The organism is Capnocytophaga cynodegmi (genome assembly GCF_002302475.1).
Taxonomy (GTDB): Bacteria; Bacteroidota; Bacteroidia; order Flavobacteriales; family Flavobacteriaceae; genus Capnocytophaga; species Capnocytophaga cynodegmi.
This window is the reverse complement of record NZ_CP022378.1, coordinates 369,773-383,232: the sequence shown is the minus strand read 5'-3', so window position 1 is coordinate 383,232 and position 13,460 is coordinate 369,773. Positions and strand designations below refer to the sequence as shown.

Genomic DNA, 13,460 nt, shown 5'->3' with positions numbered 1-13,460 from the left:
TAATAATTACACTATTCTTCTGAAATTTTTAAGTAAGCAGTTGATTTTTTCAAAGAAATTTATTTGGCTTTATTCTAAATAAATTTTACTTTTGTGCCTTATAAAAATAATCTAAATAAAAATCGTAAGAAGTTTTTATGTGTTACCAAAAGATAGGTTCTTTTTTATTTCTTCTGACGGCTATGAGTGTTTTCGCTCAGGAAAAGGAACAAAAAAAAGATTCCATTCAACAGTTAGAAGAGGTAGTTATCAGTGCCAACCAAATACTCGGAAGTAAATTCCAAGCTCGAAACAGAACAGGTTCAGCGTATTATATTTCACCTGCCGAAATCGTAAAATTGGGCTATACCGATATCAACCGAATGCTCAAAGCCGTACCTGGTGTAAACAGCTATGAAGAAGATGGTTATGGGCTTCGTCCTAATATCAGTTTGCGGGGAACTAAAGCCGAACGGAGTGAGAAAATCACGTTGATGGAAGACGGCATTTTGGCGGCACCTGCTCCGTATTCCGCTCCAGCGGCGTATTATTTCCCCAATGCGGCTCGAATGACTGCCGTTGAGGTTCTTAAAGGAAGTAGCCAAGTGCAATATGGTCCTTTCACTACCGGAGGGGCTATCAATATGGTTTCCACGCCCATTCCCAATAAATTTTCAGGGAAACTCACCACTTCTTACGGAACGAATGCTACCTTCAAAAGTCATTTTAATTTGGGCGACAAACGCAAACATTTTGGATATTTGGTAGAATATTTGCGTTACCAGTCCAACGGATTTAAAAAGTTTGCCGATAATCAACACGCAGGTTTCAAACGTAATGATTTTATCGCCAAAATGATGACAAAAACCGATAAAGAAGAGGGCGTAAATCATTCTTTTGAGCTTAAATTTGGGTATGCCGACGAAAATTCCGATGAAACTTACGTAGGCGTTTCCGAAACCGATTTTAAAACAACACCTTTCCTTCGCTACGCAGGTTCGCGTATGGATAATATGAAAACCAAGCATCAGCAGTGGGTGGGGACGTACGTCATCAACATTTCTTCAAAGTTTAAGATAACTTCCAATGCGTATTATACAAAATTCCACCGAAATTGGTACAAACTCAACGACGTGAAAGCAGGAATTACTTCTGCCGAAAAGCGTTCTATCAATGCCGTATTGGAAGACCCCGAAACCAATCATTTGTACTTTGATATTTTGACAGGAAAAGCGGATTATATCGGTGAAGGACTTATCGTTCGAGCCAACAATCGGGATTATTTTTCCAGAGGATTACAAACAAAGGCAGATTATCATTTCTACATTGGTGAAACTTTCTTCGATGTAGAAGCAGGTTTACGCTATCACGCCGATGCAGAAGACCGCTTTCAGTGGGACGATAGTTATTCCATAAAAGACGGACAAATGCAGCTTTTCCTTGCAGGAATTCACGGTTCACAAGCCAACCGAATTACTTCGGCAACTGCCTTAGCTTCGTATTTATTGACGAAAATCACTCATCGTTCACTTACCCTTTCTGCTGGATTGCGTTACGAGGATATTGATTTGCATAAAAAAGATTATACAAAGAATGATGTTCGCCGTTCGGGGAAAATCCGTCGTGAGGTAGATAATCACGCACGAGTTTTCATTCCGAGTTTGGGGATACATTACAAGATTTTGCCCGTTTGGTCAGTATTTTCAGGCATTCATAAAGGATTTTCCCCACCAAGTGCAGGAATGAATCAAAAACCTGAAAGTAGCGTGAATTGGGAATTAGGAACTCGATATACAACCAACAACTTAACTGCCGAACTCATTGGTTTTTACAACAAATATAGCAATATGTTGGGAAGCGATTTGGCAGCGGCTGGAGGTAGCGGTACATTGGAGCAATTCGATGTGGGAGAAGCCAAAGTAAAAGGAGCGGAATTTTTAGTACATTATCAGCCGATGCCTGAAACGAGCAAATTCAAATTACCTTTACAGATTTCATACACCTACACCGATACCGAGATGCTTAATTCCTTCGAGGAAAATACGTGGGGACGTGTGTTTGTGGGCGATGAAATTCCGTACATCAACAAACACAGCTTCAATGCAAGTTTAGGGGCGGAGTACAAAGGTTTTGAACTGAATATCGGGGTGCGTTACAATGGCGATATGCGTACCACACCTGGGCAAGGACGTATTGCGGAGCATAACAAAATACCTGCACATACTATTATTGATGCATCGGCGAGAGCTCGTGTGAATAAGTATTTGACACTTACGCTGAACGCTATCAACCTAACGAATAAAACCTATTTGGTGTCGCGGCATCCTTCGGGCTTACGAGCAGGACATCCTTTTGGTATTTATTCAGGGGTAAATGTGAAGTTTTAGTAGGAACAGGACACGTCCTGTCCTTACCAAATATAAAATTGTATTTTATTTAAAACACGAGTGAAATGCCGAATGTACAATTGTATTTCGCTCAAAACACGAGTGAAATGAGCATCGCCTAGTTCAATTTTGATAAAAACACGGATCAAACAGACAAATATCAATTGATAATGAAGTAAAACAGAAATAAAGTACCTCATAAGTTTTATGAACATAAAAAAAGTATTAGATTTAATAGATTCAATTATAAAAGTGAATACTAATTTCGAAATAAATACAATTAAAGAAATTACGGAGTTTTGTGATGTTATTTCAGAGAAAATTAAGCAAGAAGAAGCAAAGTTACCTTATCATATAAACATTATTGATTTATTGAGAGCTGATGAAAATGCTCATAGCCGAATTTTAGGACGTTTGTTAGAACAAAAAAACGATAAAAATTATGAGATATTAAATTCTTTTTTGAGTTTGCTTGCAGAGCGTAATAGTAATTTTTCCAATTTGAATGTGCAAGAACCAACAATATCCTGCGAAAAGGGAAGAATTGACATACTTATAAAAGATAAAAATTACGCCATTATTTTTGAGAATAAGATTCATAATGCCATTGACCGAGACAAACAAATAGAAAAATATATCAACAAACTGACAGCACAATATAAAGATAATCAAATTTATGTACTTTATCTCTCTGCTGACGGCAGGAAAGAACCAACAGAAGAAAGTTGGGGAAAATACAAAGGAAGCGATTTTGAAAAAAAAAGATATATTCAACTGACTTTTAAAGACGATATATTGAATTGGTTAAAAGAAGATATTTTACCAAATATACGAATTAAAGATATTCACTTAAAAAGTGCTATTGAACAATATACAGACCATTTAGAAGGATTTTTTAATTTAAGAACCATACAAAAACTAATGAATATAAAATTACAAGAAGAAATATTAACGCAATTAAATATCAAAGAAAACTCGGTACAGGAAAAACTCACTGTTTTAAATCAAAAAATAGATGATATAGAAAGAGTTAAAAATCAATTGGCAATGGTTAAATCACAAATAGAAGTCGAATTTTTGAAAGAATGTTACTATAAGTTAAAAAATGATTTTTCTAACTATGAAATTATCAATAATACAGACCATAAAGATTATCCAAATGCAGTTTTGAAAATGAAAAAAGATGATTATTTTTTTGGAGTTTTGATAGAAAGGAGTTCATATTCGGGAAAAATATATTATGGAATTGGGAGGCATTTTTCAAGCGGTTTACAAGAAGAAAATATAAAGAAATTCTTCTCCTTGTTGTTTAATGAAGAGGGTAAATTCATTTCTGATAGCGATTTTTGGTATGGTTGGAAATATACTTCATACGATGGTAATGGATATAATGAGTTCAAAGAATTTGTAGAAAAGGTTATTAAATATTGTAAAGATAACCCATTAGAAAAATAAATCTATCATTTATGAATCAATCAATGATAAAGAAACTACTATATAGCGTACTTTTATTATGTTCGCAATGGGCATTGGCACAGACGGATATTAAAGGAACAGTTACTGACGCCAAAGGCGAGCCACTTTTAGGGGCAACTGTAATTCTCAAAGAAAGAAATGTGGGGGTTACTACCGATATGGAAGGAAAATTTACCATCAAAGGCGAACAAGGGCAAACGTTGGAGGTGAGCTATGTTGGTTTCCAGATGAAAAAAGTAAAAATAACGTCCAATAATCTGAAGATTACACTTCAGGAAGAAACTGAGCAGCTCGGTGAGGTGGTTGTTACGGGATATCAGAAGATAAAAAGTCGTGTTTTTACAGGGGCTTCGGCTTCGGTAAAAATGAACGAAATAAAAATGGACGGCGTAGCAGATGTTTCGCGTATGCTCGAAGGACGCGTAGCAGGGCTTTCCATTCAAAACGTGACGGGTACATTCGGTTCGGCACCACGCATCAACATTCGTGGTGGGGCTTCCATCATTGGGAATGTGCAACCGCTGTGGGTTATCGACGGAGCAGTGTATGAGGACTTAGTTTCTCTTAGTCTCGACCAATTGGTTTCAGGCGATGCCGTAACCCTTATCAGTTCTGCCATAACCGGACTCAATGCTACCGATATTCAGGATATTCAAGTACTTAAAGATGCTTCGGCGACTTCCGTTTATGGGGCGAGAGCGTTAAATGGAGTAATTGTTATCACAACCAAATCGGGCAAACGCGACACCCCAAATCGCATTACCTATTCCTACGAGCAAAGTTTCCGTCAGATACCTTCGTATGCAGATTTTGATTTGTTAAATTCGCAAGAAACAATGTCCGTTTACCAAGAACTGGCTAACAAAGGGTATTTCGGTTTACGCGATGCTCTTTACGGCAGGCGCAGTGGTATTTATTATCAGTGGTACAAAGGCATCAGCACGATTAACCCCAATACAGGAACATATTACTATGAAAATACAGAAGAAGGCAAACGAGCTTTCTTCAAAGAACGCGAATACGCCAATACTGATTGGTTTAATCATCTTTTCACGCTTAATCCCATTCAGAATCACACCATTACTTTTTCGGGCGGAGGCAAAAATACCACAACGTATGCTTCTATCGGATTTTATAATGATGGTGGCTGGACAATTACCGACAATGTACAACGCATCACGGCTAATCTCAAAAATACATTCTACATCAACGATAAATTCAAAACGACACTTTCCGCACAAGGAAATATGCGTCAGCAAAAAGCCCCAGGAACGTTCACGCAACGCAAGAATACGACCATTGGTTCGTTCGAGCGTGATTTTGACATCAATCCTTTTTCCTATGCTTTATCCACCAGCCGAACGCTTCGTCCGCGTAGCAGTAATGGCGAGTTGGAATACTATCGCAACAATTGGGCTCCTTTCAATATTCTAAACGAATACCAAAATAATTATCTAAATATAAATCTGTTAGACTTCAAAATACAAGGAGAAGCCTCTTATAAGTTTAATAACGACTTGGAAGCAACTGTATTGCTTTCTACACGACAAGCTTTTACGGCGACATCGCATTTCATCAAAGAGGGTTCGAATGTAGTTCAGGCTTTTCGTGCCAACGAAACTCCTTGGGTGGCTCAGCAGAACATCTATCTGATAAAAGACAAGGATAATCCGCTTTTGCAACCCAAAGTAGGGCTGACTCACGGCGGAATTTTCAACAAAACCGAAACCACCCTCAAAAGTTACCAAGCTCGTTTTGCGTTGGACTACAACAAACAATTGGGCGAACACGACATCAAAGGGTTTGGCTTTGCCGAAATTCGTTCGGCTGACCGTAGCGTAAATCCGTTTCAAGGATACGGCATTCAGTATGATAAAGGCAATCAAATCTTTACCAATCCGCTTATTTTCCAAAAATTATTAAATGAAGGAACGGATTATTTCTCGCTTTTGGAGCGATACGAACGCGGAGTAACCTTCTCACTAAGTGGTACGTATGGTTACCAAGGAAAATACATTTTCAACACGGTGCTTAACTACGAGGGATCGAATACAGCGGGTAGAAACAGCCGTTCGCAATGGCTTCCTACTTGGAATATTGGTGGAAAATGGAATATCGACCAAGAAAGTTTTATGAAAGACCAGAACTATTTCTCAACCCTTGCTTTCCGTGCCAGTTATGGGCTTACTGCCAAGATGAACGAACAAGCCATCAACTCAAATGCGGTGTACAAAAACCAGATTTTAAATCGTTTCCGATTTGAAGACCGCGAAAACGCACTGCGTATCCTCCATTTGGAAAATCGCGACCTTACGTGGGAGAAAATGTACGAATTGAATATTGGTATCGATGCCGGATTTTTCAACAATCGCCTGAATGCAACCATTGACGTGTATCAACGTAATTCGTTCGACCTGATTGACCTTATCCGCACTTCGGGCGTGGGTGGGCAGTACTACAAATACGCTAACTTTGGCGACATGCGTACGCGAGGCGTGGAATTGGCTTTAAATTCTAAAAACATTTTGACGGATGATTTCAAATGGACGACCAACTTCACCATAAGTTATATGAATCAGGAAATCACCCGATTGCTCAATACGCCCAACACCTTTGATATGGTTGCTGGGGCGGGACGCGGGAACATCGTTGGGTTTCCGAAAGGGTCGCTCTTTTCGTTCAACTATCAAGGTTTGAATTCGTACGGATTGCCGACTTTTGATTTTGGCTTGTATCCGCTTAATAACCGAGCGTATGGCAACATTGCGGGAGCCGATTTTCTGGACGCCCAGTATTCTAAAACGTATTTGATTTATCACGGTTCGATTGAGCCAAATGTGAATAGTGGTTTGTCTAATACCTTTCAGTATAAGAATTGGGAGCTTTCGTTTTTCATCACGGCACAGGCGGGGAATAAAATTCGGTTAAATCCGTCGTTCGACCCAGCCTTTGCTGACCTAAATGTTTTTTCAACTGAATATTACAACCGATGGATTGCCCCAGGTGATGAGTGGCGAACGGAAGTTCCTGCGTTGCCTTCGCAAGATTTAATCCGACTTATTGGCGAGGAGAACATCGAACGGGCGTATAATACCTATAATTATTCACAAAATAGGGTAGCCGACGGAAGTTTCGTGCGAATGAAAAACATTTCACTTGGTTACAACGTTCCAGAACATTATGCAAAGAAATTCGGCTTGAGTACCATCAATGTGCGAGGACAGGTTACCAATCCGTTTTTGATTTATTCGGACAAACGTCTTAAAGGTCAAGACCCTGAATATTATCGTTCAGGTGGGGTATCGCTACCAACGCCAAAACAATTTACGTTGACGGTAAATGTTGGGTTTTAACTTCTTGTTCATTGTAACCTTAGTAAATACAATAAGAAATAGTACATACAGCACAAATAACTTTATAATCAATTATTAAGTAATATGCAGACAACAAAAAAAACATCTAAAATTTTCAATTTGGTGAATTTGTATTACGCAATAGCCATTATTGGGTTGCTATTTACTTGGAAGTATAACTTAGAATATATGGCTGCTGGAGGTGATTTTTTTTCAGCGACATTATTTTCTGATTTGTCGGTCAATGCCGTTACAACTTCTTTTGCCGTAGATTTAACCATAGTAAATATTGCATTTATCACGTTTGTTTTTGCTTCGTCAAAAAAATATGGGATAAAATATCCGCTATTGTACATCGTTCTTGCTACGATGGTGGCTTTGGCATTTGCATTTCCTTTATATCTGGCAATTTTGACCAAAAAACAAAATAGAACAGCTAAATAAAGATAAATTAGCCTCTTGTGATTTTAATAAGATTAGGTGAAAAAATAGAATTAGGAATTGAGAAAACACTTGTTTTGGAGCTTCACCTAATTAGTTGAAGGTAGAAAACGCTCGTTTTTGAGCTTCGCCTAACTGGTTGAAAGTAGAAACCACTCGTTTTGAGGCTTCGCCTAATTAGTCGAAAGCAGAAACCACTCGGTCTGGGGTTTCGCCTAACTGGTCGAAAGTAGAAAACACTCGGTCTTGGGTTTCGCCTAATTGGTTGAAAGTAAAAAACACTCGTTTTGGAGCTTCGCCTAAATAATTAAAAGTAAAAAAATAGGAAATAGTAGAAAATGGATAGTCATATTTGGATAGAAAAGTGGAATAATCATTATAAAACTGATGATTTTGTATATGGCAAGTCGCCCAATCGGTTTTTTAAGGAGGAAATTGACAGACTTCGTCCGCTTTCTATCTTATTACCAGCAGAAGGAGAGGGTAGAAATGCAGTGTATGCGGCTAAAAATCAGTGGGAAGTAACCGCTTTCGATATTAGTGAAGAGGGAAAGAAAAAAGCATTGCAATTGGCAAAAGAAAATGATGTTTTTGTAAACTACAAGGTTGGCGAACTGCCTAATTTGGACTTTGACAAAGCCTCATTCGATGCAATTGCACTGATTTATGCTCATTTTCCGCCCCAAATACGTTCCGCCTATCATCAAAAGTTGATTACCCTTCTGAAAAAAGGAGGTATCATTATTTTTGAAGGATTTAGCAAAAAACATCTTGACTATCGGAAGAAAAATCCGAAAATAGGAGGACCAGCCGATGCTGAGTCATTGTTCTCTTTGGAAGAAATTCAATCCGATTTTGCTGATTTTGAGTTTGAAACATTGGTTGAGCAAGAAGTAGCACTTTCCGAAGGTCTTCTTCATAATGGAATAGGTTCTGTTATCCGATTTGTAGCACGGAAGCAATAAAATAACAATATATAAAAATAGAATAGCACAATAAATACTACAAGAAAGAACATAAAAATGAAGTCAAAAAAAATAGAATTAGGGATTACTTCTTTTGGAGAAACGACTCCGCTGGAAGCCACAGGTAAAGCCATTTCACACGCTGAGAGAATACAAAATATGGTTGAAGAAATGGAACTTGCCGATGCCGTAGGGCTTGATATTTATGCCATTGGGGAGCATCACCGTTCGGATTTTGCCGTATCGGTGCCTGAAATGGTGTTGGCAGCAGGGGCAGTGAATACGAAAAACATTCGTCTGTCGAGTGCTGTTACGGTGCTTTCCTCTTCTGACCCTATTCGTATTTATCAAAATTTTGCCACCCTCGATGCTATTTCCAACGGGAGAGCCGAAATAATGGTCGGAAAAGGGTCTTTCATCGAATCATTTCCGCTATTTGGGTATAGCTTAGATGATTACTACGGATTATTTCACGAAAAGTTGGATATGCTTTTGGAAATTTCCGAAAAAGAACTTCTTACTTGGGAAGGACGACTAACGCATTCGGTGGACGCAAGGGGAGTTTATCCCAGAGCCGTGCAAGAAAAGTTACCCATTTGGGTAGCCACAGGCGGAAGCCCTGAAACTGCCGTTCGCACTGCCAAAATGGGATTGCCTATCGCTTTTGCTATCATTGGGGGAGAGCCTCGTGCATTCAAACAACTGATTGATGCATATCGCCAAATAGGTAAGCAGTGGGGACACACGGCAGAGCAGTTGCAAGTAGCATCACACTCGTGGGGATTCATCGCTGAAGATAACCAACAAGCCGTTGATATGTATTTTCACCCAACCAAACAAGTAGTTGATGCCATCTCGAAAGATAGACCCCATTGGCAACCGCTTACCAAAGAGCAATATTTGAATTCGGTAGGGGAATACGGAGCAATGTTTGTAGGCGACCCACAAGTAGTTACTGAAAAGATTATAAAAACTATTGAAACCCTGCAATTAGACCGATTTATGCTACATATGCCTATCGGTTCGTTGCCTCACCAAGCGGTACTGAAAGCCATTGAACTTTTCGGTAAGGAAGTCGCTCCGAAAGTAAGAGCTTATTTTAAAAATTAGACCAAAATTGAATGGAAATATGAATTTTAGTGTAAAATATTTGCTCTTTATATGTGTAGTTATGATGCATACTTTTACATACGGACAAAAGAGAGATACAAATATGAAAACAGCTTTACTAATTGTTGACATTCAAAATGATTATTTTGAAGGAGGAGCAATGCCTTTGATGAATCCTGAAAAAGCAAGTGCGAATGCAAAGTTACTTTTGAAAGATTTTAGAAAAAAGAGCTTACCTGTTGTTCATATTCAGCATATAGCCAATAGAGCCAATGCCACATTTCTTATTGCTGGAACAAAAGGAGCTGATATTCATTCTGATGTAACTCCTAATAAAGGAGAAAAGGTCATAGTAAAGCATTTTCCCAATAGTTTTAGAGAGACAGAACTTTTGGAATATTTAAAGTCAATGAAGATAGAGCGAGTAGTCATTTGCGGTATGATGACACATATGTGTATTGATGCAACTACACGAGCTGCTAAGGATTTTGGTTTCGATTGTGTGGTTGTAGGCGATGCGTGTACTACTAAAAACCTTGATTACAACGAGGTAAAAGTATCAGCAAGTGAGGTACATAATTCTTTTTTAGCTGCACTGAATTATTTTTATGCAAAGGTGGTAAGTACAGAGCAGTTCTTTAAAGAAGTTGAGTGAAAGAAAAATAACTCTTTTTTAAAAAAGTTTGTTTTGAATATTAAAGTTGAATGAAGTTGGATTTTGTTAAAGGGATCAAGTTTAATATCAAGCTGATTGGGGTTGAGTTTGTCAGGAAAAATGAAGTCGAAGCCTTTTTTTGAAAAAAATTATAGTTTTTCGACTTTACTCGAAATGATAATGATAAAAAACGCTCGAATTTACGCTTCGGGCAAATACTGGAAGGTTAAAAACATTCGGATTTACGCTTCGGGCAAATCCCGAAAAGTAAAAACACTTGGATTGATGCTTCGGGCAAATCTTGAAAGGTTAAAAACATTCGGATTGACGCTTCGGGCAAATTCCGAAAAGTAAAAACACTTGGATTGATGCTTCGGGCAAATCCCGAAAAGTAAAAACACTTGGATTGATGCTTCGGGCAAATCCCGAAAAGTAAAAACATTCGGATTAACACTTCGGGCAAATCCTGAAAAGTAAGAATAAAAGGTTTTTGTTTTTGGTAATCCATATTTTTTGTTTGAATGTGGAAAAAAGCATAAAAATGAATTGGTTGAGGTAAAATATATCCGATTTGTAAATGAAAAGTATTTGAAAAAATATAAGTAAAATGAAAAACGAAATAACAACAACTCAATTAGGGGATATTCCCGAAACGATGCTCATCACTTTATGGGCGAGAGCCACAGAAAGCAAACGAGCTGATGCGTTAATTCGTGATGAAAAAGCCATCGAAATGAAGGAGCGTGTTGATTATGATTTTTCAAAGTTTGAAGGTGCAAAAATGTCGCAAGTAGGTGTTTGCATTCGAGCTAAACTGATTGATGAGCAGACGAAAGCGTTCCTGAATCAGTACCCCGATGCGGTGGTAATTCAGTTGGGAGCAGGTTTGGACACACGTTATAACCGACTGAAAACAGCGTCTTTCACCCATTGGTACGACCTTGATTTATCCGAAGTTATTAGTATCCGAAAACAACTATTAACAGAGGACGAACGAAATACATTTTTGCCATTATCGCTTTTCGATTATCGTTGGGTAGATAAAGTGCTTTTGCATCACAAGCCCATTTTGATAATCATCGAAGGCGTACTAATGTACTTCACTCCGAAGGAAGTTCAGGATTTTTTCAATGAGCTTTGCTCTCGTTTTGAAGGGGTGCGTACTTCGGTACTTTTTGATATGCTATTTTACAAAGGGGTTGGACGAGCGAAGAACCACGATTCCGTGAAAAAAACTGCGGGGAAAGCTGAATTCAAATGGTCGTTACTCAACACCAAAGATATGGAGCAATGGAACAAAAATATTCACCTACAAAACGAATTTTATATGAGCGATTACGACAACGGACGCTTCCCGTGGATATCGAGAATGTTTTACAAAATTCCGTATTTTTATAAAAATTTCAATCAGCGAATCGTGCAGTTAGATTTAGGAAGATAAACCACAAGAAGTATGAATTTTAACATAAAATATTTCCTTTTAGAACGAGGTAGGGAATATAAAAGATAGAAAAAAATATGCGTAAATATCAAAAAGATATGAAATCAATCATAAAACTAACATTAGTAGGCTTGTTTCTGACCTCGTGTCAAGGTTTTTTGGACAAAGACCCTGATTCGTCGCTCAATGTGGCAATTGATTCGGAAGAAAAAATAGCAGAATTACTCACAGGAGCTTATCCTCAGGCGAGTTATTTTGCTTTTTTGGAAGCCCGAACCGATAATGTCGAGGAGCGAATCGGAGGAGTACACACGCGTCTGAACGAAGCGATGTACTTCTGGGAGGATTACGACCAAGAAGATTTGGACACGCCCTTAAACTACTGGAATGCGTGTTATGCAGGTATTGCACAGGCAAACAAAGCGTTGGAATTGTTGGCTTCATATCCGAAAACGGACCGCGTAAAGGCTCTGTACGGAGAGGCTTTTTTGCTTCGAGCGTATTTGCACTTTATGTTGGTAAACATCTGGGCAGAACCTTACGGAACAGAAAAAGCCAAGAATAGTGCTGGTATTCCGTATCTTACCAAACCCGAAAAACACGCTTTAGTCGATTACAAACGTGGAACAGTTGCTGAAGTTTACGAAAAAATAGAAGCCGATTTGAAGTTAGGAATTACGTTGGTTGATGATAATTTTTACAAAAAGCCTAAGTTTCATTTTAACAAAAAGGCGGCTTATGCTTTTGCTTCGAGGTTTTACTTGATAAAAGGCGAATGGGATTTGGTTATTGAGTACGCCGATTATGTTCTGGGAAGCAACCCAAAACAAGCCTTGCGAAATTGGGAACATTACGCCAGATTGCACGGCAGTAATCGTAAATCTTTGTTCGCCACCTATGCCGCAACGGAAGAACCTGCTAATCTGCTAATTACTACTACCGAATCGCGTTGGAAACGTAATTTACCTGTTGATAAATACGGATTTACTGACCAAAAAATCAGTGAGATATTCGCTTCAAAAGGCATTGATGGTTGTGATAGTGATGCAGGAAGAAAGCTCAATTACGTAACAACTTATCTGTTTTCCGATTCGGAACGACCTGTAAATAACGGAACGTATATTGCCAAGTTCGATGAATTGTCTCTTTTGGGAAGCACAGGAACGAAGCCCAAAGATTTGTACGTAACCAATGTGCTTTTCACCACTGATGAAGTTTTGCTTAACCGAATGGAAGCCTACGCAATGAAGCGTGAATACGAAAAATCGGTTGAAGATTTGAAAGAATACATACGAGGAAAATACGGAAATTTGGCGGTTCCGCCGTGTTCTAATGAGTCGTACACATCAATCAATAGTAGTTTTTATGAAGTGTATAGTCCTTTTTATGGGTTGACTTTAAAGCAATTGGCTTTGGTTAAAATCATTTCGGATTTTCGTCAGAAAGAATTTCTGCACGAGGGATTGCGTTGGTTTGATATTCGCCGATTTTACATTCCTATTCGCCGAAACTCTAAAAATCCGATTTATCAACCGCTTCGCAAGGAAGACCCACGAAAGTTATTGCAAATTCCTGCCGAAGCCATCAATCGAGGTTTAGCACCCAATCCAAGATAATTTGTGGGGAATGGACACGTCCTTTCCGCTTAAAATA

General features: G+C 38.5%; 10 protein-coding genes. 9 read left to right on the top strand and 1 reads right to left on the bottom strand.

Annotation, left to right across the window (positions count from 1 at the left end; all coding sequences use genetic code 11):
* Positions 1-137: 137 nt before the first annotated feature.
* The 7 genes from CGC48_RS01795 (at position 138) to CGC48_RS01765 (ending at position 10,366) form a co-directional block, all read left to right on the top strand.
* Positions 138-2,366 carry a TonB-dependent receptor family protein gene (locus CGC48_RS01795; RefSeq protein WP_098028218.1) on the top strand — a complete coding sequence of 743 codons (2,229 nt, stop codon included), beginning with the start codon at positions 138-140 and terminating at the stop codon, positions 2,364-2,366.
* Positions 2,367-2,618: 252 nt separating this feature from the next.
* A complete protein-coding gene (locus CGC48_RS01790; RefSeq protein ID WP_157909843.1) occupies positions 2,619-3,821 on the top strand; it encodes a PD-(D/E)XK nuclease family protein in 1,203 nt (400 codons plus the stop codon).
* An 11-nt stretch (positions 3,822-3,832) separates the two neighbouring features.
* Positions 3,833-7,195, top strand: a complete 3,363-nt coding sequence (locus tag CGC48_RS01785) for a SusC/RagA family TonB-linked outer membrane protein (protein ID WP_232780531.1) — start codon at positions 3,833-3,835, stop codon at positions 7,193-7,195.
* A gap of 84 nt (positions 7,196-7,279) precedes the next feature.
* Positions 7,280-7,639 carry a DUF2834 domain-containing protein gene (locus CGC48_RS01780; protein WP_095919758.1) on the top strand — a complete coding sequence of 120 codons (360 nt, stop codon included), beginning with the start codon at positions 7,280-7,282 and terminating at the stop codon, positions 7,637-7,639.
* Between the two features lie 335 nt (positions 7,640-7,974).
* Entirely contained in the window at positions 7,975-8,601 is a 627-nt protein-coding gene (locus tag CGC48_RS01775) for a class I SAM-dependent methyltransferase (protein WP_098028216.1), read from the top strand.
* Between the two features lie 57 nt (positions 8,602-8,658).
* Positions 8,659-9,711 (top strand): LLM class flavin-dependent oxidoreductase, encoded by a 1,053-nt coding sequence (locus tag CGC48_RS01770; protein WP_098028215.1) that lies wholly within the window; start codon positions 8,659-8,661, stop codon positions 9,709-9,711.
* A 19-nt stretch (positions 9,712-9,730) separates the two neighbouring features.
* Positions 9,731-10,366, top strand: a complete 636-nt coding sequence (locus CGC48_RS01765) for a cysteine hydrolase family protein (protein WP_232780530.1) — start codon at positions 9,731-9,733, stop codon at positions 10,364-10,366.
* A 226-nt stretch (positions 10,367-10,592) separates the two neighbouring features.
* Here CGC48_RS01765 and CGC48_RS11770 read toward each other — a convergent pair whose 3' ends face one another.
* Positions 10,593-10,874: a hypothetical protein gene (locus CGC48_RS11770; RefSeq protein ID WP_198537146.1), complete on the bottom strand. Its 282-nt coding sequence runs from the start codon at positions 10,872-10,874 to the stop codon at positions 10,593-10,595.
* A gap of 99 nt (positions 10,875-10,973) precedes the next feature.
* On the opposite strand from CGC48_RS11770, the gene CGC48_RS01755 reads away from it, so the two are divergent.
* Together CGC48_RS01755 and CGC48_RS01750 are read left to right on the top strand one after the other, a co-directional pair.
* Complete coding sequence (locus tag CGC48_RS01755) at positions 10,974-11,807, top strand: class I SAM-dependent methyltransferase (protein WP_232780529.1); 834 nt, start codon at positions 10,974-10,976, stop codon at positions 11,805-11,807.
* A 98-nt stretch (positions 11,808-11,905) separates the two neighbouring features.
* Complete coding sequence (locus CGC48_RS01750; RefSeq protein WP_098029729.1) at positions 11,906-13,423, top strand: RagB/SusD family nutrient uptake outer membrane protein; 1,518 nt, start codon at positions 11,906-11,908, stop codon at positions 13,421-13,423.
* Positions 13,424-13,460 lie beyond the last annotated feature (37 nt).